21 protein-coding genes and 1 pseudogene are annotated in these 24,546 nt (G+C 70.8%); 10 read left to right on the plus strand and 12 right to left on the minus strand.

Translation table 11 applies throughout. The features are described from left to right. The first annotated feature begins 35 nt into the window (after nucleotides 1–35). Together L3Q67_RS22450 and L3Q67_RS22455 are read left to right on the plus strand one after the other, a co-directional pair. Nucleotides 36–914 (plus strand): alpha/beta fold hydrolase, encoded by an 879-nt coding sequence (locus L3Q67_RS22450; RefSeq protein ID WP_499191329.1) that lies wholly within the window; start codon nucleotides 36–38, stop codon nucleotides 912–914. Nucleotides 915–1,011: 97 nt separating this feature from the next. Then, a complete protein-coding gene (locus L3Q67_RS22455) occupies nucleotides 1,012–1,443 on the plus strand; it encodes a CBS domain-containing protein (protein ID WP_499191330.1) in 432 nt (143 codons plus the stop codon). 44 nt (nucleotides 1,444–1,487) lie between these two features. Here the strand turns inward: L3Q67_RS22455 and L3Q67_RS22460 are convergent, their stop codons facing one another. The 5 genes from L3Q67_RS22460 to L3Q67_RS22480 form a co-directional block, all read right to left on the minus strand. Beyond that, nucleotides 1,488–2,552: a DUF2293 domain-containing protein gene (locus tag L3Q67_RS22460; RefSeq protein WP_499191331.1), complete on the minus strand. Its 1,065-nt coding sequence runs from the start codon at nucleotides 2,550–2,552 to the stop codon at nucleotides 1,488–1,490. Nucleotides 2,553–2,567: 15 nt separating this feature from the next. Further along, entirely contained in the window at nucleotides 2,568–3,500 is a 933-nt protein-coding gene (locus tag L3Q67_RS22465) for a serine hydrolase (protein WP_499191332.1), read from the minus strand. Nucleotides 3,501–3,563: 63 nt separating this feature from the next. Next, complete coding sequence (locus L3Q67_RS22470) at nucleotides 3,564–4,589, minus strand: CU044_5270 family protein (protein ID WP_499191333.1); 1,026 nt, start codon at nucleotides 4,587–4,589, stop codon at nucleotides 3,564–3,566. A gap of 52 nt (nucleotides 4,590–4,641) precedes the next feature. Continuing rightward, nucleotides 4,642–5,208 carry an RNA polymerase sigma factor gene (locus L3Q67_RS22475; protein WP_499191334.1) on the minus strand — a complete coding sequence of 189 codons (567 nt, stop codon included), beginning with the start codon at nucleotides 5,206–5,208 and terminating at the stop codon, nucleotides 4,642–4,644. A gap of 32 nt (nucleotides 5,209–5,240) precedes the next feature. Further along, on the minus strand, nucleotides 5,241–6,815 hold the full coding sequence (locus L3Q67_RS22480; RefSeq protein WP_499191335.1) for a DUF4139 domain-containing protein: 1,575 nt from the start codon (nucleotides 6,813–6,815) through the stop codon (nucleotides 5,241–5,243). Nucleotides 6,816–6,995: 180 nt separating this feature from the next. Between L3Q67_RS22480 and L3Q67_RS22485 the strand changes: the two genes are divergently transcribed. The 3 genes from L3Q67_RS22485 to L3Q67_RS22495 all read left to right on the plus strand — a co-directional run bounded on the left by L3Q67_RS22485 (nucleotide 6,996) and on the right by L3Q67_RS22495 (nucleotide 10,987). Continuing rightward, nucleotides 6,996–8,762 (plus strand): Xaa-Pro dipeptidyl-peptidase, encoded by a 1,767-nt coding sequence (locus L3Q67_RS22485; protein WP_499191616.1) that lies wholly within the window; start codon nucleotides 6,996–6,998, stop codon nucleotides 8,760–8,762. 113 nt (nucleotides 8,763–8,875) lie between these two features. Beyond that, nucleotides 8,876–9,733 carry a M23 family metallopeptidase gene (locus tag L3Q67_RS22490; RefSeq protein WP_499191336.1) on the plus strand — a complete coding sequence of 286 codons (858 nt, stop codon included), beginning with the start codon at nucleotides 8,876–8,878 and terminating at the stop codon, nucleotides 9,731–9,733. A gap of 183 nt (nucleotides 9,734–9,916) precedes the next feature. Next, complete coding sequence (locus tag L3Q67_RS22495) at nucleotides 9,917–10,987, plus strand: DUF4192 domain-containing protein (protein WP_499191337.1); 1,071 nt, start codon at nucleotides 9,917–9,919, stop codon at nucleotides 10,985–10,987. Nucleotides 10,988–11,431: 444 nt separating this feature from the next. On the opposite strand, the gene galE is transcribed toward L3Q67_RS22495, so the two are convergent. The 3 genes from galE to L3Q67_RS22510 all read right to left on the minus strand — a co-directional run bounded on the left by galE (nucleotide 11,432) and on the right by L3Q67_RS22510 (nucleotide 14,400). Continuing rightward, nucleotides 11,432–12,433, minus strand: a complete 1,002-nt coding sequence (gene galE, locus L3Q67_RS22500) for a UDP-glucose 4-epimerase GalE (protein ID WP_209668901.1) — start codon at nucleotides 12,431–12,433, stop codon at nucleotides 11,432–11,434. Between the two features lie 90 nt (nucleotides 12,434–12,523). After that, nucleotides 12,524–13,708, minus strand: a complete 1,185-nt coding sequence (gene galK, locus L3Q67_RS22505) for a galactokinase (RefSeq protein ID WP_499191338.1) — start codon at nucleotides 13,706–13,708, stop codon at nucleotides 12,524–12,526. Beyond that, nucleotides 13,705–14,400 carry an iron-dependent transcriptional repressor DtxR gene (locus L3Q67_RS22510; RefSeq protein WP_209668897.1) on the minus strand — a complete coding sequence of 232 codons (696 nt, stop codon included), beginning with the start codon at nucleotides 14,398–14,400 and terminating at the stop codon, nucleotides 13,705–13,707. The genes galK and L3Q67_RS22510 overlap by 4 nt, the downstream gene beginning before the upstream one ends. Nucleotides 14,401–14,526: 126 nt before the next feature. On the opposite strand from L3Q67_RS22510, the gene L3Q67_RS22515 reads away from it, so the two are divergent. From L3Q67_RS22515 to L3Q67_RS22525, 3 genes are read left to right on the plus strand one after another with little or no spacing between them, the layout of a single operon-like run. Continuing rightward, nucleotides 14,527–15,375 carry a sulfurtransferase gene (locus L3Q67_RS22515; protein WP_499191617.1) on the plus strand — a complete coding sequence of 283 codons (849 nt, stop codon included), beginning with the start codon at nucleotides 14,527–14,529 and terminating at the stop codon, nucleotides 15,373–15,375. Between the two features lie 29 nt (nucleotides 15,376–15,404). Continuing rightward, nucleotides 15,405–16,577: an acetoin utilization protein AcuC gene (locus tag L3Q67_RS22520; RefSeq protein WP_499191339.1), complete on the plus strand. Its 1,173-nt coding sequence runs from the start codon at nucleotides 15,405–15,407 to the stop codon at nucleotides 16,575–16,577. 2 nt (nucleotides 16,578–16,579) lie between these two features. Continuing rightward, the gene (locus L3Q67_RS22525) at nucleotides 16,580–19,282 is read left to right on the plus strand and encodes a bifunctional acetate--CoA ligase family protein/GNAT family N-acetyltransferase (protein WP_499191340.1); all 2,703 of its coding nucleotides are present in this window, start codon (nucleotides 16,580–16,582) and stop codon (nucleotides 19,280–19,282) included. Here the strand turns inward: L3Q67_RS22525 and L3Q67_RS22530 are convergent. From L3Q67_RS22530 to L3Q67_RS22545, 4 genes and pseudogenes are all read right to left on the minus strand, one after another. After that, nucleotides 19,263–20,219 carry an isopenicillin N synthase family dioxygenase gene (locus tag L3Q67_RS22530; RefSeq protein ID WP_499191341.1) on the minus strand — a complete coding sequence of 319 codons (957 nt, stop codon included), beginning with the start codon at nucleotides 20,217–20,219 and terminating at the stop codon, nucleotides 19,263–19,265. The two genes, L3Q67_RS22525 and L3Q67_RS22530, sit on opposite strands and share 20 nt — an antisense overlap. Beyond that, nucleotides 20,186–20,263 (minus strand): annotated as a pseudogene (locus L3Q67_RS22535) (hypothetical protein); the annotation flags it as partial. The gene L3Q67_RS22530 and the pseudogene L3Q67_RS22535, both read right to left, overlap by 34 nt. 56 nt (nucleotides 20,264–20,319) lie before the next feature. Further along, nucleotides 20,320–21,381 carry an acyl-CoA dehydrogenase family protein gene (locus L3Q67_RS22540; RefSeq protein ID WP_499191342.1) on the minus strand — a complete coding sequence of 354 codons (1,062 nt, stop codon included), beginning with the start codon at nucleotides 21,379–21,381 and terminating at the stop codon, nucleotides 20,320–20,322. A gap of 15 nt (nucleotides 21,382–21,396) precedes the next feature. Next, complete coding sequence (locus L3Q67_RS22545) at nucleotides 21,397–22,578, minus strand: acyl-CoA dehydrogenase family protein (RefSeq protein ID WP_499191343.1); 1,182 nt, start codon at nucleotides 22,576–22,578, stop codon at nucleotides 21,397–21,399. Between the two features lie 282 nt (nucleotides 22,579–22,860). Here L3Q67_RS22545 and L3Q67_RS22550 point away from each other — a divergent pair, with 282 nt between their 5' ends. Then, nucleotides 22,861–23,742 (plus strand): SDR family oxidoreductase, encoded by an 882-nt coding sequence (locus L3Q67_RS22550; protein WP_499191344.1) that lies wholly within the window; start codon nucleotides 22,861–22,863, stop codon nucleotides 23,740–23,742. Between the two features lie 12 nt (nucleotides 23,743–23,754). Next, nucleotides 23,755–24,537: a Rossmann-fold NAD(P)-binding domain-containing protein gene (locus tag L3Q67_RS22555; protein ID WP_499191345.1), complete on the plus strand. Its 783-nt coding sequence runs from the start codon at nucleotides 23,755–23,757 to the stop codon at nucleotides 24,535–24,537. Nucleotides 24,538–24,546: the final 9 nt, after the last annotated feature.

A 24,546-nucleotide genomic window follows, 5' to 3' on the forward strand; every position in this document is an offset into this window, starting at 1 on the left:
CGGAAACTGTCGTACCCGCGTGCCACCTTGGTTCCATGACCACCCGCATCCCCGGATTCACCACCCGCCGCGTCTCCGTCGACGGCACCGAACTGCACTTCGCGATCGGCGGCAAGGGCCCGCCGCTCCTGCTGCTGCACGGATTTCCGCAGACGCACCTGACCTGGCGCTCGGTCGCGCCCGCGCTCGCCGAGGCGTACACCGTCGTCTGCCCGGACCTGCCCGGGTACGGCGACAGCGGAGAGCCGGGGGAGGGCGTCGAGCACTACTCGAAACGGGCGATGGCGGCCACGTTCGCCGAACTGATGAGCACGCTGGGCCACCAGCGGTTCGCCGTCGCCGGGCACGATCGCGGCGGTCTGGTCGCCTTCCGGCTGGCACTGGACCACGCCGAGCGGGTGACGCACGTGGCGGTGCTCGACGTGCTGCCCGCGGTGGACATCTTCGCCGCACTGGCCGGTCCGAGCGGGGTGTTCGCCTTCCACCTGTACTTCCTGGCGCACCCGGAACCGTTGCCGGAGCGGGTGATCGGCGCGGATCCGGCGGCGTTCTTCGGGCACTTCCTGGATTCGTGGACCAAGGTGCCCGGCGCGCTGCCCGACGCCGTCCGGGCGGAGTACCTCCAGGCGCTGAAGAGCCCGTCGGTGGTCCACGCGATCTGCCAGGACTACCGCGCCGGGGTGTTCTTCGACCTGGAACACGACAAGGAGGACAAAGCGCTCGGCCGGACGCTGGACGTGCCCGTGCTGGCGATGTGGCAGGACCCCGGTGAGGCGCCGCTGCCGTTCGACCCGGCGGCCGTGTGGCGGTCGTGGGCACCGGGCGCGACGACGAAAGCGTTGGCGTGCGGGCACTTCCTGCCCGAAGAACGGCCGGAGGAGGTGGTCGCCGCGCTGCGTGGGCTGCTCCGCTGAGACGCGTCCACCCCGGTGGTGTCCGGTTCGCGACTTTCGTACCCGGCCCGCTGGCCCTAACCTGGGGTGAGCCGGGTCACCAGCGAAGGGAACGGACATGCGGATTGCCGACGTGTTGCGGAGCAAGGGAACGCTGGTGGCCACGGTGGCGCCGGACGCCAGTGTGACCGAGCTGCTGGCGGGGCTCGCTGAACACAACGTCGGCGCGATGGTCGTGCTCGGCGCCGATGACGCCGTCGTCGGCATCGTGTCCGAACGCGACGTGGTCCGCCGCCTGCACGATCGCGGCCCGGAGCTGCTGAGCCGGCCGGTGTCGGAGATCATGACCACCCTGGTGGCCACCTGCACCCCGGAGGATTCGGTGGACCACCTGAGCGTCGTGATGACCGAACGCCGCATCCGGCACGTCCCCGTGGTCGTCGACGACCGGCTGGCCGGCATCGTCAGCATCGGCGACGTGGTGAAGACCCGCCTCAACGAACTCGAAGAACGCCACGACCAGCTCCAGGCCTACATCTCCCAAGGCTGACCCCCCGGACCAGAACACGCCTCAAAGGACTCGCGGTGTCGCGGTCAGCCGCGCCACTGGGCGAGTACGCGGTCGATCGCGGGCCGGATGCGTTCGCGGGCATCGGCTCGGGGGACGCCGGACATGAGCAGGTCGTCGTAGTCGGTGTCCAGGTGGCGGATCGAGGCGACCACGGCGGCCCGCACGGCGTCTTCGTCGAGCGCTCGCCCGGCGGCCGACCGCCCCACCCGGCCGCTGCCGCGCACGCCCGCGTGCTCCGCGATGGTCTGCGCCCGTTCCGCGGGGCAGTGCGGGAAAGCCAGCCGGATGGCCGCCGCCAACTCGGCCTGGAACTCCCCATCCGCGTGCACCCGGCGTTCGGCATCGCGGTCCCGGCGGCGGGCGCGCACGTCCTCGTCGGCGAGGCAGCGCTGCTCGGCCCGTTCGAGCGCGTCCTCCTCGACGAGCGTGCCGACGCGCTGGTACCGCTTGCGCCGCCGGTTGAATTCCACCACCACCGCGGACAACTTGCTCTCGGTCTTCGCCCGCCGCGACAGCGCCGCGTTGCCCGAGGCCAGGAAGTGCAGGTGGTCGAAGTCGGCGCACGCCAGGCAGAGCGAGGTCTTGTCCTCTTCGTACACGAGGTCGCCGACCTCACCCCGGACGCCGCAACCCCCGCACACCCACGCCTTCACCGCGCGCACGACCACGAGGTCCGGGGCCTTGCTCTGCCGTTCCCGCAACCGTTCGAGCCGCTTCTCGGACAGGTCGGCGGAAACCCAGTGCGTGCGGAAGAGCTGTTCGAGGGTTTCGTCGCCGTCCGCGGTGAACCGCAGCGGACGGCGATCGCGCGTGGCGGCGAGGTAGCTCGCTTCGGTGGCCCGCAGTCCACGTTCGGCTGCCCACGTGCGCAGGTAGTCCAGCGCCGTGCGCACTTTCGCGGTGTCGACGGCGATGCTGCCGCCGAGGTGCGCGGCTTGACCACGCCGCCATTCGTCCACCCGCGCCGACGGCAGCCAGCCGAGCGCGTTGAGCACCTCGAGCGGCACGACCTGGTTCTTCGTCTTCAACGCGATGTCGGCGGCCGAGATCACCCGGCGCTGGATCTTGGGCGGCTCTGGCGTGACCACGGAGAGCGAGCTTACTTACCCCTTCTCCGCGCCCGACAACACCGGCGCCAGTGCGGCGACGCCCGCGGTGAGAGCCTGCGAAGCCGAGTCGTAGCTCAGCCGCGACGGCTGGTGGGTCAGCAGCGCGACCGAGTAGCGATCGCCGACCACGCCGGTGGTGTGCAGCACGACGTGCCCCGCCGCCCGCATCCAGCCCTGCTTGACGCCCCAGTTGGTGCCGGGCAGCGCCGCCGGGATGCCGAAGAACTGGTCGAACCCGTCGGCCGCCCGGTCGTCCGGGCCGGTGAGTGCGGCCAGCAGCACGTCGCGTGCGGTCTCCGGGAGCTGGCGGTGGATGTACTCGTAGGTGGTGACCACATCCTGCGCGCTGATCCGCGTCATTTCCCACTCGTCCGAGACGTTCGGGGGAGTGGTGCTCACCAGCCCCATCAACGCACTGGCTTGACGCACGATGTCGCGTCGCCCACCGGCCGCCCAGAGCGCGTCGGCCACGCCGTCGTTGCTCGCGCCGAGCAGTTGCGCCAGGTTCTCCTTGGCGCTGTCGTCCGCGTTCCAGCCCGCGTCGTGCAGGAGGTCGATCGCGATCAGCAGTTTGACCACCGAGGCCGAATAGAACTGCGTGTCGGCGTTCTTGAGGGCCACCGCCGAACGGGCCACGCGGTCGTACACCGCCAGCCCGAGATCGGTACCGGGTGCGGCGGCCTCCACCGCCGCGACCACGGCCGAGGCCAGTTCGGCCTGCTCCTCCTCGGTCAGCGGCACCTCCGGCGCCGGCGCACTGGGCGACGGCATCGACAGGGCTTCCGGCAGCTGCTCGGACGACGGCGACGCCATCGCCACCTGGTGCTTCGCGACCCCGTCCGGCCCACTGACCACGGCCAGCGAAACCAGCCCGCTCGCCACCGCGAGGGTGGCGACCAGCCCGTAAACCACTGACCGGGACCGCATACCTTCGATATAACCCGACCGGAGGTTTTCCTGCGGTTACCACTTGCTGTCAGTTGCCTGTCGTCAAGGACGCACGCCTTCGCCGCTCACCACGGCGGTTTCCGACGAAATGGCGGTCACCGAGGTGTGGCCGGGCGACAGCTGGGTCGTGCGATAGCCGATGACTTCCCCGCTCTCCGGATCGATGAGCAGTTCCTGCCTGGACGAATCCCCGGTCACCGAGACCGCGGTGCCCACCCGTCCCTCGCTGTTCGCGACGCCTTCGGTGAAGTCGACTCCGGGCAGCATGGTGATGACCCGGAACGCCGCCGCCCGTTCCTTCGGCGGCGTCTGGGCCAGCCGGGTCAGGATGACCGCGATGTCGAAGGCGCGCTTCGTGTCCGTTCCGCGAACCGACTGAAGGGTCCGGTGGATCTCGGTCAGCAATTCCTCCGGGTCGTAGACCCACAGCTGAGCGAGCGTCTGGGACCTCGTCATCTCGTCGGTGTCCTGGTCGCCCGGCCTGGACGGGAATTGGCCCCACGTGGCTCGTTGCTCGACTTCCGGGAAAACGGAGGCGTCGGACGGCAGCGAGGCCTCCACCGCACGGCCTTCCTCTTCGGTGCAGCCCGTCCACTTCCTCGGCAGTACGTTCTGTTTCCGGAGCCAGGTGCTTGCCGGGTCGTCGGGCCGCCAGATCTCCTCCACGGTGATTTCCTCGTAGTCGCAGGGCTTCAGGCCGCTGTCGGGAGACGGGGAGAGCGAGGAGTCCCGGGTTGTCGTCGTCCGGACGTATTCGAAGGTGCCCGGTGCCAGCGGTGGTTCCTGCTCGGCGGCGAGCGCCGCGCGTTCGAGGATGCCACCCGCCGCGACGGGAGCCGTAGGAGATCCGCCGTCCTGCCACAGCACCGGCGTCACCACCCCGGCGGCCAGCAGCGCGCTCGCCGCCACCGGCACCCACCACCGCTTCGACGGCCGCCGCTGTCGTCGCCGTTGCAGTTGTCGTTGCGGTTGCCGTTGCGGCGGAACCACTTCCGCCGTCCCCACCGTGGCGTCCGTGGTCAGCGCGAGCACCTTCGCGTAGCCCGCTCGGTAGGCTTCTTCGCTCATCGCCGGGGTGTCTTGCCGGATTGCCCGAAGCGCTTTGTCGACAAGCTCGTCGTCACGCATTTTCGTCCCCTTCCTGGTGGGAGGTGTGGGCTTCGGACCGGTATGACCGCGCGCTTTCCCGCAACCGGGCCCGCGCCCGGAACAGCCGGACGCGCACGGTCGCCACCGCCACTCCGGTCGCCTCGGCGATCTCCGTCGGGCTGAGGTCCGCCCACGCGGTGAGCAGCAGGACGTCCCGCTCCTCGGGGCGCAGCGCCGCCACCTCGTCGGCCAGTTGATCCGCCAGCGCCTGCGCGTCCACGGTTTCGACGGCTCGCGTTCCCACGTCGTCGAGGGGAACGGACCGGGCTCCGTGCTTGGTCCACGCCCGCAGCCGGCGTTCCTCGGCGCGGACGTGGTTCCGCAGCAGGTTGGTGGCGATCCCGTACAGCCAGGATTTGGCGGACGCCCGGCTCGGGTCGTAGTCGCCGCGCTTCTCCCAGAAGACGAGGAAGGCTTCGGCCACCAGGTCGTCCGCGATCTGCGTGCCGACCCGGCGGGCGAGGTAGTGGTGCAACTGCCGGGCGTGGCCGGCGTACAACTCGGCGAGCGGCGGCATCGTGCCGGTCAGATTGTGCACACCGGTTCTTGGTCGCGGCCGCCCGCCGCGTTTCACTCGCGCCAGCCGCGCAGCTCCACACCCTTCGAAACATCCACCCGAAACGACAGCGCCGCCTCGGCCGAGGCGGCGGGCGCCAGGTCGAACCGCCAGGTGGCCTCGCCGAGCGAACTCAGTTCCTCCGGCTCCGGTGAGGTGCGGACGTCACGCACCACGATCGCCTCGTCACGGGAGACCGGCGCCTGGTCCAGCACGGTGATCGGCACGGTCCGCGGCCCGTGGTTGGTCACCGTGATCCGGTACTCCAGCTCGCGTCGCCGGGTTCCGGTCAGTGCCGTCTTCGTCGCGCTGCGCCGCCGCAGCTCACGCTTCACCCGGATCCGGTCGTCCACGCCGAGCGCCAGTTCGACCTCTTCGCCCGGCGCCCAGTTGTCCAGCCGGGTGGTGCCGACGAACTCGTTGTCGTGGAACACCGACGCCTTGCCCGGCCGCAGCGTGTGCTCACCGCCGTTGGTCACCGTCGCGCGCAGGTACGCCTCTTCCGCGAGCACCGGCGCGGTCACGTAGCTCAACTCCGCCTCAAGACCCAGCGTCGTGATCGTCGTGCGATGAGCACCGCCGTCCGACGGCACCCCGACCGGCCGCGCGGGCCGATAGGAGGCCGCGGCGGCGCCCTGCTCGACCTGAGCCGTCAGGTCCGCCATCGGCGGTGCCGCGGCCGGCGCGGCGGCGGCCATCTCCGGCATCGCACCGCCGTACCCGCCACCGTGACCACCGACGGCGGCGTTGCCCCTGAGCAGCGCCGTGGGCCTCGCGCGGTCGAGGTACCAGGGCTCCGGCTCCGGTACGTGCACGGTGGCCGCCGGGCGTGCGGTCGACAACGTCAGTTCGCATTCCGGCCAGTCCTCACCGGTCTGCTGCGTGACCAGGCCGTACCAGGTGAGCTTCACCCGGTCCTCGTCGAGCCGGATGTCGTACCCGGACTCCCAGCGAGCGTCAGTGACCACATAGGACAGTTCCAGTTCGACCTCGGCCGTTCCGGCGCCCTCGGCCGGTTCGAGTTCGATCACCACTTCGGTGCGATCGGGCGCTTGCGCGGCCTGCCGCAGCGAGACTTCCCGGTCGACCGCGTCCAGTTCCGCCGCCAGCCGCGCATGCCGGTCCGCCAGTTCACGACGGCTGGCCAGCACATCGGACAGTTGGGCCGCGAGCGCGTCACCGATCTCGGCCACCCGCGACGGCTGTGCCGTGCCGGCGGCGAGCGCGTCGGCGAAGGCACGGCCGGAGCGCTGCGCCAAGGTGTTCAACAGGTCCGCGCGCCCGGTCTCCACGGCCTCGGCGTCAGCCACCTCGTCCAGCTTGCGCTTGGCCACGCGACGGCGTTCGAGCAGCTCGTCCAGTTCCCGTTCGGTCGGCCGCGCGAGGTACTGCGGCCGCACGTCCACCCCGACGATCGAAGCGGGCCCGGTGCCCGAGGCACGCACGGAGTCCGGCAGCAGGCCGCGGGGCAGCCCGCCCACCGCGAACCGGCCGTCACCGCCCAGTTCGGCCCGTGCCCGGCGGACGATCCTGGCGTGCTGGGGGTACACGGTGACGGCGACGATCGGGGCGCGCACGGGGGTCGGCATGAAACCCGACGCTAGTCCAATCGCCCAGGTGCCGTGCCGTCTTTCGTCGGTTAACGCCGGGAAGGGCTTGACACCCCTGTCAGCCGGAGCAAGTGTCATCGCAGTCCTTTCACCACACCTTCACAGGGGGTCCGTGTGAGATCCGCACGCCTTGCCGCTGTGCTCGTCGGCCTGCTGCCGATGGCGCTGGTAGCGCCGGTAGCCGCCCAGGCCGCTCCGCCCACCGGGCCGGTCTTCGAGAACGGACAGGCGCAGCCGGTGTTCGACCCGGCCGACATCGTCCGCGACAACGTCTGGGTGACCGCGCCGGTCGACAGCGACCGGGACGGCAAGAACGACGAAGTGCACGTCGAGGTGGTCCGGCCGAAGGCCACGCAGAACGGGCTCAAGGTGCCGGTGATCTACCAGGCCAGCCCGTACTACGCCGGCGGCAACGACGTGGCCAACCACAACGTCGACGTCGAGCTGTACGTGCCGGGCCAGGCCGCGCCCGCCGCCGGTCCCCGTGGCCGCACCAGTGACGTCGGCCCCCACGCGGCGCCGATCACCTGGCGCTACGAGTCCTACTTCACCTCGCGTGGATTCGCCGTGGTGTACGGCGAATCGCTCGGCAGTGGCCAGTCCACCGGCTGCCCGACCACCGGCGGCGAGAACGAGACCATCGGCGCCCGGTCCGTGGTCGACTGGCTGAACGACCGGACTTCCGCGCGCGACGCCGCCGGTACCGCCGCGAAGGCGGACTGGACCACCGGGAAGACGGCGATGATGGGCGTGTCGTACAACGGCACCCTGCCGAACGCGGTGGCCAGCACCGGCGTCGAGGGCCTCGAGACGATCATCCCGATCGCGGCGATCTCCAGCTGGTACGACTACTACCGCGAGGACGGTGCCGTGGTGGCGCCCGGCGGTTACCAGGGTGAGGACGCCGACGTGCTCGCCGAGTACGTGCACACGCGCGCCGATCGCGCGGTGTGCCGCCCGGTGCTCGACGAAGTGGCCGCCGAGCAGGATCGCGTCACCGGCGACTACAGCCAGTTCTGGGACGAGCGGAACTACCTCAACGACGTGGACCAGGTGCGCGCCTCGGTGCTGGCGGTGCACGGCCTCAACGACTGGAACGTGACCACGAGCCAGGTGAGCAAGTGGTACGAGGCGCTCAAGGCGCACGGCGTCGAGCACAAGATCTGGTGGCACCAGTCCGGTCATGCGGACCCCTACTCCCTTCGCAAGGACGAATGGCTGGCGACGCTGAACAAGTGGGTCTCCCACTACCTCTACGACCTGGACAACGGCGTCGAGCGGGAGCCGAAGTCGACCGTTCAGCGCGAGAACGGCTCCTGGACCGACGAGGCGGAGTGGCCGGCGCCCGGCACCTCCGACGCGACGATCCACCCGTGGCCGGGCGGCAGCGCCCGCGGCAAGCTCGACGTGCGTCACTCGCTGCCCGGCCGTTCGCAGGTCGAGCGGCTCGCCGATGACGCCACCAAGACCGTCCAGCAGCTCGCCGACCTGCCCAGCTCGGGCAACCGGCTGGCCTACTCGACCACCGGGGCGCGGCAGCCGGTGCGGCTGAGCGGCACGGCCGAGGTGAACCTCAGCGTGTCGTTCGACCGTCCCGCGGCCAACCTGACCGGCGTGCTGCTCGACCGGGCACCCGGCGGCAAGTCCACGGTGATCACCCGTGGCTGGACCGATCCGCAGAACCGGACCGACCCGGCGACCACCCAGCCGATCGAACCGGGCAAGTCGTACCAGTTGTCCTTCGAGCTGCAGCCGGACGACTACGTGCTCGCCACCGGGCACAAGCTCGAGTTCGTGCTGCTGTCCAGTGACCACGACTTCACGTTGCGGCCGAAGCCGGGCGCCGGGGTGGCGATCGACCTGACCAAGACCTCGATCACGCTGCCGGTGCAGGGCGGTAAGCAGGCACTGCGCGCCGCCTTCTAGGGGTTTCCCTGCAAAACGGGCCGTTCCGCTGCGGAGCGGCCCGTTTTGTACGGAACGTGTACGCGCGATCGCTTGGCTGATCGCCGACACATCCCCGTACCCCGGAGGTATCGATGTCAGTGTGGAGACGGCTCGCGGTGGTGACCGCCACGATCGCGTTGCCGGCGCTGGGCCTGGTGGCGACGCAGGGCACCGCCTCGGCGGCGCCCAATTTCCAGGTGCCGTTCAAGTGCGGCGTCACCGTCACCGCGGCCACGTTCAGCGGGCACAGCCCGGCGAACTCGGTCGACTTCCAGAAGTCGGGCATCACCGGCATGCCGGTGGTCGCCTCGGCGGCGGGCAAGGTGACCGTGGTCGGCAACACCGGATCCACCAGTTACGGCCGGTGGATCGAGATCGATCACGGGGGTGGCTGGCGTACGAGGTACGCACATCTTTCCTCCCAGGAGGTGTCGGTCGGCCAGCAGGTGGCGCTGGGCAAGCAGATCGGCAAGGCGGGCGCGACCGGCGGCGTGACCGGCCCGCACCTGCACTTCGAACAGCGGCTGAACGGGGTGGCGCAGAAGGCGAAGCTGAACGGCGTCGCGGTGCCGTACTACGGCCACACGAACTTCACCAGCAAGAACAACTGCGGTGGCGGCGGGAACAACCCGTACACCCCCGAGCAGGTCTGCGGCACGGGCTTCGACGTGGTCGACTCCGCCAATCTGGGCACCTCGGGCACGGCGTATCTCCTTTACAACGCGGGCAATTCGAACAACTGCGTGGCTACGCTGAAATCGGTCTTGCTCGGCACGGCATCGGCCACCTCGGCGTTCCTCGAAGTCGAAGGCTCGGCCAGGGTGACCGATTCGGGCAACTTCACCTACTACGCGGGCCCGGTGAAGAAGGCCGCTGAGAAAACCTGCGTCAAATGGGGTGGCTCGGTCGGTTCGGCCAGCTACACGAGCCCCTTCGAGCACTGCGGCTGACATTCTCGAGCAAAGTCCTGAGTGGGGCATCGTTCGCGTTCATCGCGGCCGGTGCCCCACTCACATTAATACGGCCGGCGCCGGATGGCGAACGGCGTGGCCGAGTTGTCCACAACGACGCCACCTGTCCACAGATCGCCCGCTCCCGCCCCACAGCGCGGACGGCAGGTGCACAGTGGACCCATGGCCACTTCCACGAAACCCGCAGCCCAGAACGACATCCGCCTCAGCCTCGGGGAAGATCCCGGTGAGCTGATCGCGGCCATCGCCCCGTTGCTCGGCTTCCGCCCGGCGGACTCCGCGGTGCTCATCGTGCACAAGCGCGACAAGGGCGGAGAACCAGGGATGATCGAGCAAATGGTCAGATGTGACCTGCCTCCGCCCGAATTCGCCCGGCTCGCTGCGGGCCGATTCGGCCCGCTCGTCCGCGGTCACGCGGGCGCCACCGTGGTCGTCATCGGCGGTGGTACCGAATTGGCCTCCCCGGAATTCGTCGAAGCATTGCGCGCGACGTTCGCCGCGGCCGGCGCCGAGGAGGTGCATTGCCTGTGGACTCAGGAAATGCGCACCGGTGCGCCCTGGCGGTGTTATCGGGATTCCGATTGCCGTGGTGCATTACCCGATCTCGAGGGCGGCCGGGTCGCGGCTGTGGCGGCCCGGGCGGGTCTGGTCACCTACAGCAGCCGGGAGGCCAGTGCGGCCAGGTTGAACGCGGCCGATCCGGCGGCGATCGAGCGCCGGTCGCGCCTGTTCGACGAGGTGGCCGACAAAGCCGAGCCGGAGTCGTCCGCGTTGAGCGTGGAGCAGGGTTTCACCGTGGTGCGGGAGGCGATCCGCCGCACCCACCGCGGCGATCTCACCCTGTCCGATGAGGACGTTCTCCAGCTGGTTTTCGCTTTGCAGCAGACCGAAGTGCGAGATGCCTGCCTCGCGCTGGCCGTGCCACCGCGGAACAACACCACGGAGGCGGCCGAGCGGCTGTGGCTGACGCTCGTCCGCGAGTGCCCGCCGCCGGAACGCGCGCAGTTTGGCACCCTGCTCGCGTTCAGCGTCTACCTGCGTGGCGATGGGACCTTCGCCGGTATGGCCATCGACAACGCGCTGTCCGCCGACCCCGGCTACCTGATGGCCGGCCTGCTTTCCCGGGCGATCGACGCCATGCTGCCACCGGAGCGCCTCGCCGACCTGGGCCGAGCGGACCCGGCTCTCGACCTCGACCTGCCGGACGACCCGAAGGAGCCGCGAATGTCTTGACCACCGCGGAATCTGGACACGAGCGATCCTGCGCGTGGTGCTCCTGCTCACCGGTGAGCAGGCGTGACTGGGCGTTCGTGGCGGGCGCTCGTCGGCACCCATCGCCGGTGATCTGGTCAGCATGGTGGCGGTGTCGCCGTGGTCGGTGTCTGCCGGACGCGGCGAAGGTGGTGTTCGATCCCAGCCGCGACCCCGGCGGCCCGGGTTCGCGTCGACCATCGAGCGCCTACGCCGTGTGCGGACTGGGGGACCGGCTTCATCAACCCGATCACCGGGCCGATCCAGTTCGAGCGGGTGCCGGAGGGTTGTACAGGCGGGTACGCACGTTCGTTGTGGCCGTTGCCTGCGTTCGGTGCTCACCGTCCACAAAGGACAAATTCCGACCGGGCACGGTGGTGGACTGAACCCGGTGCCACCGCGGTCGCGATGGCACCGGTCAGGTGATCAGGCGGGGTTCGCGGCGCCCCGGCGTTCCTGGGTGAAGCGCCAGGCGTCGGCGACGATGCCGGTCAGGTCGGCGCGCTGCGGCTGCCAGCCCAGCTCGGCGCGGGCCCGGTCGCTCGCGGCGACCAGGACGGCGGGGTCACCGGCGCGGCGCGGGGCGACCACCGCGGGCACCGGGTGGCCGGTCACCTCGCGGCAGGCCTCGATCACCTGCCGCACGGAGAAGCCGGTGCCGTTGCCGAGGTTGTAGATGCGGTGTTCACCGGCGGTGGCGTGACGGAGAGCGAGGAGGTGGGCGTCGGCGAGGTCGGCGACGTGGATGTAGTCGCGCACGGCGGTGCCGTCTTCGGTGGGGTAGTCCTCGCCGTAGATCTGGATGCGCTCGCGGTCGCCGGTGACCACCTGCAGCACCAGCGGGATGAGGTGGGTCTCGGTGCTGTGCCGCTCGCCGATGCTGCCGTAGGCACCGGCCACATTGAAGTAACGCAGGCTCACCGCGGCCAGGCCGTGGGCCCGCGCGTAGGTGGTGATCGCGTTGTCCACGGCCAGCTTGGTGGCGCCGTAGGTGTTCGTCGGCTGGGTGGGGGCGGTCTCCGCGATCGGCGACACCTCCGGCTCGCCGTAGGTGGCCGCGGTGGAGGAGAAGACCAGCCGGGGGGTGCCGTGCTCGCGCATGGCGTCCAGCAACTTCAGGGAGGTGACCACGTTGCCGTGCCAGTAACGAGCCGGGTCCTGCATGGACTCGCCCACCAGTGACTTCGCGGCGAAGTGCAGCACGCCGTCGAAGCCTTCGGCGAGCAGGGTGCGCAGGGTGTCCGCGGCGTCGCCCTCGATGAAGCGGGCGCCGTCCGGGACCGCGTCGGCGTGGCCGGTGGACAGGTCGTCCACCACCACGACCTGGTGGCCTGCCTCGAGCAGCCGCTGGGTGCAGACGCTGCCCACGTAACCGGCGCCGCCGGTGACGACCAGCTTCAGTGGCGTGTTCGGGTTGTCGGTAGGCATCTGCTCGGTGGCCCTTCCAGTACGGCGGCTAGGAATCAGGTGGCGAAAAGTCTCCACCCTGACCGACGTCCCAGCGCGGGCGGGGTTGCCTTACCCCCAGGTACCGGGTGGGTCCTGGCGCGCGCCGGGCGAGGGCACGGCGACGAACGTGCGGGGCGCCTTCAGCTCCGCGCGTTCGAACTCGGCCTTGACGTTCGCCTCGACCTTCGCCAGGTCGTCGGCGGGCACCAGGGCGATCGCCGAGCCGCCGAAACCGCCGCCGGTCATGCGGGCACCCAAGGCGCCTGCCGCGCGGGCCGCTTCGACGGCGACGTCGAGTTCCCGGCACGAGATCCGGTAGTCGTCGCGCATGCTCACGTGGGAAGCGTCGAGCGAAGGGCCGATGTCGGCCAGGCGACCCGCCTTGAGCAGGGCGACCACGTCCAGCACGCGCTGGTTCTCGGTGACCACGTGGCGGACCAGCGGCCGCAGTTCCTCCGGCAGCCGGGCCGACGCGTGGTCGAGATCGTCGAGCTCGATGTCGCGCAGGGCCTTGAGGCCGAGCAGGTCGGCGGCGCGCTCGGTGCCGCGGCGGCGATCGCCGTAGCCGGACTCGGCGAGGGTGTGCTTGGCGCGGGTGTCGATCACCAGCACCCGCAGCCCGGCGGCTTCGGCGTCGAACGGGACCTGCTCGATCTCGCCGGAGCGGACGTCCAGGAACAGGGCGCAGCCGTCGACGCAGCGCATCGAGGCGGTCTGGTCGAGCACGCCGGTGGGCACGCCGACGAACTCGTTCTCGGCGCGCTGGGCCAGCCGGGCGATCTCGGTGCGGCGGCGCTCGTCGGGGTCGGGTTCACCGGCCGCGCCGAGCAGGGCGAGTGCCACGGCGCATTCCAGCGCCGCGGAGGAGGACAGCCCGGCACCGGTGGGCACGTCGCCGGCCAGCACGATGTCGGCGCCGCGGTCATGGCCCTGGGACCGCAGTACCCAGGCGACACCGGCCGGGTAGGCGGCCCAGCCTTCGAGCTGCCCCGGCTCCAGCGCGGCGATGTCCATCGGGTCCGCCTGCTGCACGCGGCCGTCCGAACCGAGGGTCGCGACGGTGAGCCGCTGGTCGTCCCGCGGCGCGACGGCGGCGGCGAGCCGGTGCGGCAGGGCGAACGGCAGCACGAAGCCGTCGTTGTAGTCGGTGTGTTCGCCGATCAGGTTCACCCGGCCGGGGGCCGAGAAGACCCCGAGGGGCTCCTTGCCGTGAAGCGAGCGGAAGGTGGCAGCGGCGTCGGTTGCCGCGCTCACCGGGCCTGCGCCAGAACCGCGTGCAGCACCGAGGGGGCGACCTGGACGCTGATGCTCTCGCCGGTGATCTCGATCGTGGAACCCATGCCGTTGGACCGGCTCACGCTGACCGTCTGACCGGGGACCAGGCCGACGGAGTTCAGCTCGGTCATCAGGGTCTCGTCCTGCTGGACGTGCTCGGCGATGCGGCGGATCTCCACCTTGCCGCCGCCGGCGCGGGCGAACTCGTCCAGGCGGACCAGGTCGGACTCGGCGTCGGGCGCCGGGTCACCGGCACCCAGCTTGTCCAGGCCGGGGATGGGGTTGCCGTACGGGGACGTGGTGGGGTTGTTGAGCAGCTTGACCAGCTTGCGCTCGACCGCCTCGCTCATCACGTGCTCCCAGCGGCACGCCTCCTTGTGCACGTGCTCCCACTCGAGACCGATCACGTCGAGCAGCAGGCGCTCGGCCAGCCGGTGCTTGCGCATGACCGCGATGGCCAGCTCACGGCCGTGGTCGGTGAGCTTGAGGTGCCGGTCGTCGGCGACGATGACGAGGCCGTCGCGCTCCATCCGGGCCACCGTCTGGCTGACCGTGGGGCCGCTCTGCTGGAGACGCTCGGCGATGCGGGCGCGCAGCGGGACGACACCCTCCTCCTCGAGCTCGTAGATCGTGCGCAGGTACATCTCTGTGGTGTCGATGAGCTCGTTCACGTCTGTCCCCTTCGTCCGCGTCTCTCATGGTAGTCGCTTTCACCGGCGACTACGGCAGGTGAGGTGGAAAACCCCGCTCGGGCGACCGGGCTGCGCGAGCGGCCCGGCCTGCTGGAAGATGGCCGCATGTCCCCCTTGATCACGACCGCGGAGCTGGCCGGGCTGCTGGACGGCCCGCCGGATTCGCGACCCACCGTATTGGATGTCCGCTGGCGCCTCGCCGGGCCTCCCGGGGTCGAGTCGTTCCGTGCCGGGCACATCCCCTCGGCGGTCTTCGCCGACCTCGACACCGCGCTCGCCGGACCGCCGGGAGAGGGCGGGCGGCACCCGCTGCCGGAGCCCGCCGCGCTGCAGGAGGCGCTGCGCCTGGCCGGCGTGGACGAAGGCAGGCTGGTGGTCGCCTACGACGACGCCGATTCGTCGGTGGCGGCCAGGGCGTGGTGGCTGCTGCGCTGGGCCGGGCACGCCGAGGTCGCGGTGCTCGACGGCGGGTTCGCCGCCTGGGAGGCCGAGGGCAGGCCGGTCACCACCGAGGAGGAGGTGCCCGCGCCGGGCAACATCGAGGTGCGGCCCGGCGGTATGCCGGTGCTCAACGCCGACGAGGCCGCCGAACTGGCTCGTGACGGTGTGCTGCTCGACGCTCGCGCTCCGGAGCGGTACGCCGGGGAGACCGAGCCGATCGACCCCCGCGCCGGGCACATCCCGGGCGCGCGCAACGCGCCGTTCAGCGCGCACGCCGGTGGCGACGGTCACTGGCGAGCACCCGAGGACCTGGCCCGCCACTTCGCCGGGGTGGGTGTCGACGCGGCCACGCCGGTCGGCGCGTACTGCGGTTCCGGGGTGACCGCCAGCTCGGTGGTGCTCGCGCTGGAGATCGCCGGTCACCCGGCGCCGGCCTCGCTCTACACCGGCTCCTGGTCGCACTGGTCACGTGATCCGGAACGCCCCGCGGCCACCGGTCACGAGCCCGGCTGAGCGCCGCCGGACGCACTAGGGTTTCGGGCATGCACCCCTCCGCCGTCGTCTGGGATCCCGCGCTACTGGGCTACGACCTGGGCGGGGACCACCCGTTCAACCCGGTGCGCCTCGAACTGACCATCCGGCTCGCCCGCGAACTGGGTGTGCTGGAGGACGTCGAGCTGCTGGTTCCCGAGGCGGCGACGGAGAAGGAGCTGTACCGGGTGCACGTGCCCGAGTACCTGGAGGCGGTCAAGCAGGCCCCGATGGTGGGCTGGGACGTCGGCCACGGGCTCGGCACCACGGACAACCCGGTGTTCTCCGGCATGCACGACTCGGCGGCGCTGGTGGTCGGCTCCACCCTGCTCGGCGCACGCAAGATCGCCGAGGGCGAGGCCGATCGCGCGGTCAACATCGCGGGCGGGCTGCACCACGCGATGCCCGACCGTGCGTCCGGCTTCTGCGTCTACAACGACTGCTCCATCGCCATCTCCTGGCTGCTGGACCACGGTTTCGACCGCATCGCGTACGTGGACACCGACGTGCACCACGGCGACGGTGTGCAGGCGGCCTTCTACAACGACCCGCGGGTGCTGACGGTCTCGCTGCACCAGCACCCGTTCACGCTGTGGCCCGGCACCGGCTACTCCGGGGAGACCGGGGCCGAGGACGCCGAGGGCACCGCGGTGAACATCCCGCTGCCGCCGCAGACGCGGGACCCGGGGTGGCTGCGGGCCTTCCACGCGGTGGTGCCGTCGCTGCTGGCGCAGTTCGAGCCGCAGATCCTGGTCACCCAGTGCGGGGTGGACTCGCACGACGAGGACCCGCTGGCCGACCTGTCGCTCTCGGTCGACGGGCACCGTGAGATCTACCGCACGCTGCGTGAGCTGGCGCAGCGGTACGCCGGGGGCAAGTGGCTGGCCGTCGGCGGCGGTGGCTACCAGCTCATCCGCGTGGTGCCGCGGTCGTGGACGCACCTGCTGGCCACCGTGCTCGACCGCGACATCAGCCCGGAGACGCCGGTACCGCCGAACTGGCGGGAGACCGTCGGCCGGGCCGCGCCGAACGCCGAACTGCCGCGCAAGATGAGCGACGACGCCGAAACCACCTACCGCCCGTGGGGCGACGGGCAGGACGACCCGGTGGACATCGCCGTCCGCGACACCCGGCGCGCGGTCTTCCCCTCACACGGTCTCGACCCGGACGATCCCAGGGACTGAAGATGAGCACCGAGAACGAGCCCGACCTGCGGGAGTCCTACGACTACCCGCGGCACTGGGAAGCCGACGTCCTGCTCTCCGACGGCGGCACCGTCCACCTGAGACCGGTGGTGCCCGACGACGCGGACGGCCTGGTCGCCCTGCACGGCAGGCTGTCCGAGCGCACCCGGTACCTGCGGTACTTCGGCGCGTACCCGCGCATCCCGCAGCGCGACCTCGACCGGTTCTCTCGCGTCGACCACCACGACCGGGTCGCCTTCGCGGCGATGCTGGGCGACAACATCGTCGCGGTCGGCCGCTACGAGCGGCTCGACAAGGGGCCTTCGGCCGAGGTCGCCTTCGTCGTCGACGACGCGCACCAGGGGCGTGGGCTCGGCTCGATCCTGCTGGAGCACCTCGCCGCGGCGGCTTCCGAACGCGGCCTGCGCCGGTTCGTCGCCGAGGTGCTCGCCGAGAACCCGCAGATGGTGCGCGTGTTCCGCGACGCCGGTTACCAGGTCAGCCGCGCGATCGAAGAGGGCGTGCTGCACCTGGAGTTCGACATCGACCCGACCGAGGAGTCGCTCGAGGTGGCGCGCTCGCGCGAGCAGGCCGCCGAGGCGCGCAGCGTGCACAACCTGCTGCACCCGCGGTCGGTGGCGGTCATCGGTGCGTCCACCGACCCGACGAAGATCGGGTACGTGGTGCTGACGAACCTGCTCTCCGCGGACTTCGCCGGCACCGTCTACCCGGTCAACTCCGAGCACCGGTCGGTGCGCGGGGTGCGGGCGTATCCATCCGTTGTGGACATTCCGGATCCGGTGGACCTGGCCGTGGTGGCGGTGCCCGCGGACCAGGTCGAGTCGGTGCTCGACGGCGCGCTGGAGAAGGGCGTGAAAACGCTGCTGATCGTCTCCGGCGGTTTCGCCGAGGCGGGTCCGCACGGGCTGCACGCCGAGCTGCGGCTGGTCGGCGAAGCCCGGGCGCACGGGATGCGCGTGGTCGGGCCGAACGCGCTCGGCGTGCTCAACACCGACCGGGGCGTCCGGCTCAACGCCACCCTCGCGCCACGCCTGCCCGCACGCGGGCGCGCGGGGTTCTTCTGCCAGTCGGGGGCGCTGGGCACCGCGATCCTGGCCGACGCCGAAGCACGCGGGCTCGGCCTGTCGACCTTCGTCTCGGCGGGCAACCGCGCCGACGTCTCGGGCAACGACCTGCTGCAGTACTGGGAGACCGATGCCGGGACCGACCTGGTGCTGCTGTACCTGGAGTCGTTCGGCAATCCGCGCAAGTTCGCCAGGCTGGCCCGGCGGCTCGGCCGGACCAAGCCGATCGTCGCGGTGAAGTCGGGTCGCCACGCCGTCCGCCCGCAGCTGGCGGCGACTTCGGCGGAGGTCGACGAATCGAGCGTGCAGGCGTTGTTCGAGCAGGCCGGTGTGGTCCGCGTGGACACGCTCGCGCAGCTCTTCGACACCGCGCTGATCTTCGCGCACCAGCCGCTGCCCGCCGGGTCGCGGGTCGGCATCGTGGGCAACTCCAGCGCGATCGGGCTGCTCGCCGCGGACACCGCTCGCGCGCAGGGGTTGCGGCTCGCGTTCGACCCCGTGGACGTCGGCCCGCAGGCGTCACCGGAGGAGTTCGCCGGAGCCGTGCGCGAGGCGCTGAACTCGCCGGAGACCGACGCGCTCGTGGTCGTCTTCGTGCCCCCGCTGGCGATCCCGGGCACCACCTACGCCCGTGCGCTGCGCGACGTGGTGCAGGAACTGCGCAAGGAGAAGCCGATCGTCTCGACCTTCCTCGCCGCGGAAGGCGTGCCGGACGAATTGGCCGTGCGGACGGACGACGGTGCGCCGACGCGGGGTTCGGTGCCGTCCTACGCGAGCCCGGAGCGTGCGGTCAACGCGCTGGCGAGGGTGGTCCGGTACGCGGCGTGGCAGCAACGGCCGCAGGGCACGCTGACCCGGCCCGCCGGGCTGCACGTCGAACAGGCGCAGGTGATCGTGAACGAGATCCTCGCCGCCGAAGAGGCACACACCACGGTGCTCTCCGACGAGGACGTGGTGCGGCTGCTCGGTTGCTACGGCATCGGCGTGGTGCCGTTCCGGGTGGTGTCGAACGCGGACGAGGCCGTCGAAGTGGCGGCCGAGCTGGGGTACCCGGTGGTGCTCAAGGCGGTGGACGAGCGGCTGCGTGGACGGCCGGACCTGGCCGGGGTGCGCCTCGACCTGGCCGCCGAAGCCGCCGTACGCGCCGCCTACAGCGATCTGCGCGAGGTCTCCGGCGAGGACGACATGTACGTGCAGGCCATGGCGCCCAAGGGGCTTTCGTGCGTGATCGGGCTGCAGGACGACCCGTCGTTCGGCACGCTGGTCTCGTTCGGTCTCTCGGGGTTGATCAGCAACCTGCTGGGGGACAGGGCGTATCGCGCGGTGCCGTTGACCGACGTGGACGCGGCGACGCTGATCCGCGAGCCGCGCACCGCGCCGCTGCTGACCGGCTACCGCGGCGACGAACCGGCGGACCTGGCCGCGTTGCAGGACCTGGTGCTGCGGGTGGCCGCGCTCGCCGAGGACAACCCGGAGGTCCGGTCGCTCGTGCTGGACCCGATCCTGGCTTCCCCGGACGGCGCCTTCGTGGTCTACGGCCGGGTGGTGCTCGGGCCGCCGCCGTCGCGTCCGGACACCGGCCCGCGCCGCCTGCGGCCGATCAACGCTCCGCCGTCGTGAGCCACCAGCGCTCGGCGACGCGCGGGTGCGAACGCAGCCAGCCGAGCAACGCGTTCTCCCCGTAGGCCGCCAGCAGCGGGTTGTGCTCGTCCTGGGTGACCCCGGGTGCGACGGCGGCCAGGTCCGGTGGCAGGTCGATCGGCTCGATCACCGCGTCGAGGCGGGGTGCGAGGAAGAACGGGATGGAATAGCGGTCGACCCCGGGAGGCGGGCTCAGCACGCGGTGCTGGGTCGCGCGCAAGTAGCCGTCGGTGGCGATTTCCAGCATTTCCCCGATGTTGACCACGAAACTGTCCGGGATCGGGGAAGCGTCGAGCCAGGAACCGTCGGTGGCCCGCACCTGTAGCCCGCCGATTTCGTCCTGTTGCAGCAGGGCGAGGAAACCGTAGTCCTTGTGCGAGCCGACGCCCTGGTCGGAGCCGCCCGGTTCGCGCGGCGGGTAGTGCACCACTTTCAGGTGCACCGCGGCTTCGGCGTCGAACCAGCGGTCGAAGTGGGTGAGTTCCTGGCCGAGCGCGGCGGCCAGTGCCCGCAGCACCTCACGGGCGACACGCAGCGCTTCGCATTGCCAGAGCAGGACGACGTCCCGCAATTCGGGAAGTGCCGTGGGCCATTGGTTCGGGCCGATCAGGCGCAGGTACCGCGGATCGCCCGCGGCCAGTTTCCGCACGGGCCGCTCGGGGCCGATGTCGAGCTGCTCGCGCCAGTCCGCACCACCGGCGGTGTGCTCGGTGCCGGTGCGGGTGTAGCCGCGGAACTGCGGGGAACGCACATTCTCGATTTCCAGCCGCTGGGCCAGTGGCAGGGCGAAGAACCGCCGCGCGGAATCGACGATCCCCTGGGTGGTTCCGGCGCGATCCCGTGCCCGACGAGGTAGAAGAAACCGACCTCGTGCGCGGCGTGCCGCAGCTCGGCGAGGAACCGCTCCCGCTGCCACGGCACCCGGAAACGGGACAGGTCCAGGATCGGCAGTGTGTTCACCCGGTTCAGCAGAGCACAGGACCGCGGAAACCCGCCACGGCTCCCAGATGCTGGTCTCAGCCCGAAATCAGGTCACCGAGCCGCCGCAGTTGCGCGGTGGCGCCGCCGAGGGTGAATTCCGCGCGTTTCGCCGCCACGAAATACCGGTGCAGCGGGTAGTCCACGTCGATGCCGATACCGCCGTGCAGGTGCACCGCGGTGTGCGCGACCCGGTGCCCGGATTCGGCGGCCCAGAACTTCGCGGTGGCCACCTCTTCGTCCGCGGGCAGTCCTTCGGAGAGCCGCCACGCCGCCTGCCACAACGTCAGGCGGACCGCTTCCACGTCGGTGTAGGCGTCGGCGAGCCGTTGCCGCACGGCTTGGAACGAGGCGATCACGTTGTCGAACTGCTTGCGCTCCTTGGCGTATTCGGTGGTCATCTCGAGCGCGCGTTCGACCGTGCCGAGCTGGTACGCGCACAGGCCGGTGGTGCCGCGCAGGCGGATCCACTCGACGACTTCGGGCCCGCCGAGCCGCGCCGAGCCGTCGACGCGCACGCCGTCGAGTTCGACCAGACCGGCGTCACCGCGGTCGACGACCTCCTGCGCGGAAATCTCCGCGTCCTCGCGGTCGACCACGAACACCGCGTCTCCGGCGGCGATCAGCAGCGCGTCGGCGAAAGCCGCGGCGGGGACCGCGGTCTGCGCGCCGGTGAGCCGCCAGCCGTCGCCGTCGGCTTCCGCGGTGAACGCGCAGGGGTTACCGGCGTCCGGCACCGCCGCGGTCAGCACCTTTTCGCCTCGCAGGACCGGGACCATGGTTTCCAGTTGCCGCCCCGAACCGAACTCGGCCAGTGCGGAGGCGGCCATGGTGATGCTCGTCAGGTACGGCACCGGGGCTACCGCGCGGCCCAGTTCGATCAGCACCGAGCACTGCTCCAGCAGGCCGAAACCACCCCCGCCCGCAGCGGACGGGAGTGCCGCGTCGAGGATCCCGGCACGGGCCAGCTCTGTCCACAGTGCGCTGTCGAAGCCGCCGGAACCGGCGGGCTCCCACGACTTCGGGTCCAGCTTGTCAGCCAGGATGCGACGGGTGAGCCCGCCGAGGTCGCGCTGCGCCTCGGTCAGCGAGAAGTCCATGTGGCACGTCCCCTTTCAGCGCGTGACCGGCAGGCCGAGCGTGGTGGCGGCGATCAGGTCGCGCTGCACCTCGTTGGTGCCGCCGCCGAAGGTGAGGATCAGCGAGGACCGGTGCAGCCGCTCGATCCGCCCGCGCAGCAACGCGCCGGGGGAGCCCTCGCGCACCACCGCGCCCGCGCCGAGCACCTCCATCAGCAAGCGGTACGCCTCCAGCGCGAACTCGGTGCCGAACACCTTCGTCGCCGACGCCTCACCCGGCCCCAGTTCCTGTTCCGCGGCGGCCCAGGCGATCTTCCAGTTGCGCAGCTTCAGGTAGTCGGCGTGCGCGTGCACGCGGGCCAGGTGCAGCCGGACCCACTCCGCGTCGATCACCCGGCGTCCGTCCGGTGCCTGGGTCTTCTGCGCCCATTCGCGGACTTCGCCCAGCGCGGTCCGGATCGGCGCGGCCGAGGTCAGCGCGACGCGCTCGTGGTTGAGCTGGTTGGTGATCAGCGGCCAGCCCTGGTTTTCTTCGGCGATCCGCGCGCTGAGGGGGACGCGCACGTCGGCGTAGTAGGTGGCGCTGGTGCCGGGGCCCGCGACCGTGCGGACCTTGGTCCAGGAGAAGCCCTCGGCGGTGGTCGGCACGACAAGGATGCTGATGCCGCGGTGCTTCTTCGCGTCCGGATCGGTGCGCACGGCCAGCCAGACGTAGTCGGCGTACTCGATCAGGCTGGTCCACATCTTCTGGCCGTTGATGACGTACTCGTCGCCGTCGCGGACCGCGCGGGTGCTCAGCGAGGCCAGGTCGGTGCCCGCGCCGGGCTCGGAGTAGCCGATCGAGAAGTGCAGTTCGCCCGCGGCGATCCGGGGCAGGTAGAACGCCTTCTGCTCTTCGGTGCCGTAACGCATGATCGTCGGGCCGACGGTGGTGATGGTCAGGAACGGCACCGGCACGCCGGCGGCCGCGGCTTCGTCGGTGAACACCAGCTGGTCGAGCATCGAGCGCGCCTGGCCGCCGTACTCCTGCGGCCAGCCGAGCGCGAGCCAGCCGTCGCGGCCGAGTTCGCGCACAATTTCCTGGTAGGCGCCGTCTTTTCCGTACTCGGCGCCGCCCGTGCCCAGTGCCTCGCGGCGTTCGGGCGTCATCAGCCGGGCGAAGTAGGAGCGCAGTTCGCCCGCCAGCCGTTCCTGCGCTTCGGTGTAGCCGATCCGCATACCGTCACCTCCGCCCGCCGGGCTCGTTCTGGTGTATGCCCGTTAACCGCGTTAACCTAGAACAGGTTCTAGTTGTACCGCAGATCATCGGCCGGAGGAAGCCGTCGGCGCCTGCCTGTACTAGAACGTGTTCTCGAAAATCCAGGAAATCCGCTGTAGAACGGCCTTGCTCTCGACGAGAACAGATTCTAGTCTGACTGCACCCGGTGGCCAACGACGGCTGCCCGGCCCGAGCGGTGAGGTGAGCAGGGCTTGAGCGTGGCGACAGGTGGTGGAGTTCTCGTGACCTCTCTGGAAGGCCGGACCGCGATCGTCACCGGGGCGGGCGGCGGGCTGGGCCGTGCCGAAGCCCTCGCACTGGCGGAAGCCGGCGCCTCGGTGGTGGTCAACGACGTCGCCGAACCGGCCGAGGTGGTCGAAGAGATCGAGGCGGCGGGCGGCAAGGCCGTCGCGGTCACCGGTGACATCGGTGAACGCGCCACCGCGGACGCGTTGCTCGAAACCGCCGTGGGCCGGTTCGGCGGACTGGACGTGGTGGTGAACAACGCGGGCGTGCTGCGCGACCGGATGCTGTTCAGCATGTCCGACGAGGAGTGGGACACCGTGCTCCGCGTGCACCTGCGCGGGCACTTCCTGCTGTCCCGCAACGCTTCCGCGTACTGGCGCGACAAAGCCAAAGCCGACGGCGAGCCGGTGTACGGCAGCGTGGTGAACACCGCGTCCGAGGCCTTCTTGCTCGGCGCGCCCGGCCAGCCGAACTACTCCGCCGCGAAGGCGGGCATCGTCGCGCTGACCATGTCCACCGCGCGGGGCCTGCTGAAGTACGGCGTGCGCGCCAACGCGATCTGCCCGCGAGCCCGCACGGCGATGACCAAGGACGTCTTCGGCGACGCGCCGGACGGCGTCGACCCGCTGTCCGTCGAGCACGTGGCGCCGCTGGTGGCCTACCTCGCTTCGCCGGCCGCCTCGAAGATCAACGGCCAGGTCTTCGTGGTGCACGGCGGCATGGTCGCCCTGCTCGCCCCGCCGTCGGTGGAGCAGCGGTTCGACACCGGGAACCAGTTGTGGAGCCAGGACGAACTGGCCGAGCGGCTCGGCGGCTACTTCGACGGCCGCGACGCCGACCGCATGTTCGTCACGCCGGAAGTCCTTTCCCTGCCCTAGGAAGGTCCGTTCATGTCGCTCACCGTGCTGCCGGGTGGCAGGCTCGATGGCAAGGTCGCGTTGATCACCGGGGCGGCCAGGGGACAGGGCGCGGCCGCGGCTCGCCGGTTCGTCGCCGAGGGCGCGCGGGTGGTGGCCGCCGACATCGGGGACGAACTGGGGGAGAAGCTCGCCGGAGAACTCGGCGACGCCTGCGTGTACCAGCACCTCGACGTGACCGACGAAGCCGCGTGGCCGGTCGCCACCGCCCGTGCGGCCGAAGCGTTCGGCAAGCTCGACGTGGTGGTCAACAACGCGGGCGTGTTGTTCTTCTCGGCGCTGGAGAAGACCAAGCTGGCCGACTACGAGCGGGTCATCCGGGTCAACCAGATCGGCACCTTCCTCGGCATGCGCGCCGCGGTCGGCCCGCTGACCGAGGCCGGTGGCGGCTCGATCGTCAACGTGTCCTCCGTGGAGGGTCTGGCCGGGATGCCGTACCTGACCGCCTACACCGCCAGCAAGTTCGCCATCCGCGGGATGACCAAGGTGGCCGCGCTCGAACTCGGCGACCGCGGGATCCGGGTGAACTCGGTGCACCCCGGCGCGGTCGACACGCAGATGGTCACCGACGCGCTCGGCGGCGCACCGGTGGACCTGGCTTTCGTGGGCAAGAAGGTGGCGCTGGGCCGGGTCGGCTCGGCCGACGAGATCGCCGCGCTGGTCGCGTTCCTGGCCAGTGACGACAGTTCGTACTGCACGGGGAGCGAGTTCGTGGCGGATGGCGGGGCGACCGCCACGCACGCCCTGAAGGTCTGAGATCCGGAG

Source organism: Saccharothrix sp. AJ9571 (assembly GCF_021725495.1).
GTDB classification, from domain to species: Bacteria; Actinomycetota; Actinomycetes; order Mycobacteriales; family Pseudonocardiaceae; genus Amycolatopsis; species Amycolatopsis magusensis.